A 1,312-nucleotide genomic window follows, 5' to 3' on the forward strand; every position below is an offset into this window, starting at 1 on the left:
TTAAAATATATTATAATATTCTATTAAAAGTTTAGTATGTTTTAATTAAGAATCAAAAATTTTTTTTATAATGAGGTGTTAATTATGAAAGTTAAATTTAAAGGAAATGAATTAAATTTAGTTGGAGAACAAGTACACGTGGGAGAAAAATTACCATGTTTTACTGTTGTAGATAATAATTTAGGAGATGTAAGTTTAAAGGATACTAAAGGAGTAAGAATATTCTTATCAGTACCTTCTATTGATACTCCAGTATGTAGCATAGAAGTAGCAAGCTTTAATGAAAAAATAAAAGAATTACCAAATATTACTTGTTATACAATTTCAATGGATTTGCCTTTTGCTCAAAGCAGATGGTGTCAAGCAGGAACTGTGGAAAATGTAAAAGTACTTTCTGACTATAAAAATAGAGAATTTGCAAAAGCAACAGGTACATACTTAAAGGAATTAGGTTTATTAACTAGAGCTTGTTTTGTAGTAAATTCTAATGATGAATTAGTTTATGTAGATTATTTAGATGAGGTAACAAATGAGCCAGATTACAATGCTGTTTTAGAAGCGGCTAAAGCTGCTAAATAGCATAAAAAAATTGGTAAGAGTTATTAAATTTACATAATAACTCTTACCTAATTATTTCAATATTTTATTTTAATTTATCAAAGTAATCTAAATCCACTTCATCAGTTTGCATAATTTTATCAGCAACCCACCTATTATCCTTTAAAATAAATCGCCAATATTCCTCAAAAGCATCTGATTTCATAGTATTTCCACTTTTGACCATCTTAGTATTTTCATTAATAGTATAATCTATCATTTTAGCCCTTATACTAACCCACAACTTATTAGTAGAACCATTTGTGCTAGAAATAGCCTTTATTGGCTTTATAGACAGTATTTTTATATTTTTTAATATATTTTTTTCTCCACGGATTTTCATCCAAGAAACTTTCATATTATGAATATCATAAAGATCATAACTCATAAACTCTTTAGCCTTAGAATAATCTCTATTCATCCAAGCTTTTTGTATTATAAAAAATGCTTCTTCAATTTGTTCTTCTATTGAATAAAATTCCCATAGTGGATTGTCTATTTCAAAGTTTTTTATTTCACTAAGAGTTTGCCTTTTTCTATTATTAATTGCAATAATATGCTTTCCATTTTTCTTAAAGAAAAATATTGCCATATATACTCCAAAAATCATTACTCCCACTGGACTAAAGCCCTGTGCGGTAGAATTATATCTTCCATTAGAACCTCCATAAGAACTACTAGAGCTTCCACTGCTTCCTGAAGAACTACTTCCACC

Annotated in this window: 2 protein-coding genes; one reads left to right on the plus strand and one right to left on the minus strand. The window is 27.5% G+C overall.

What is annotated here, in order from left to right; translation table 11 throughout:
- Positions 1–84: 84 nt before the first annotated feature.
- Positions 85–579, plus strand: coding sequence for a thiol peroxidase (gene tpx, locus GBZ86_RS15980; RefSeq protein WP_152892305.1), 495 nt, complete (start codon positions 85–87; stop codon positions 577–579).
- Between the two features lie 64 nt (positions 580–643).
- Here the strand turns inward: tpx and GBZ86_RS15985 are convergent.
- Positions 644–1,312 (minus strand): Tim44 domain-containing protein (locus GBZ86_RS15985; RefSeq protein ID WP_152892307.1); only part of this gene is annotated, 669 nt, incomplete at its 5' end.

This window comes from Clostridium tarantellae (assembly GCF_009295725.1).
In the GTDB taxonomy this organism is placed as follows: Bacteria; Bacillota; Clostridia; order Clostridiales; family Clostridiaceae; genus Sarcina; species Sarcina tarantellae.

Bases quoted from the DNA above. Each gene is read 5' to 3' on its own strand.
- tpx (WP_152892305.1), top strand. From the start codon at position 85: ATGAAAGTTAAATTTAAAGGAAATGAATTAAATTTAGTTGGAGAACAA.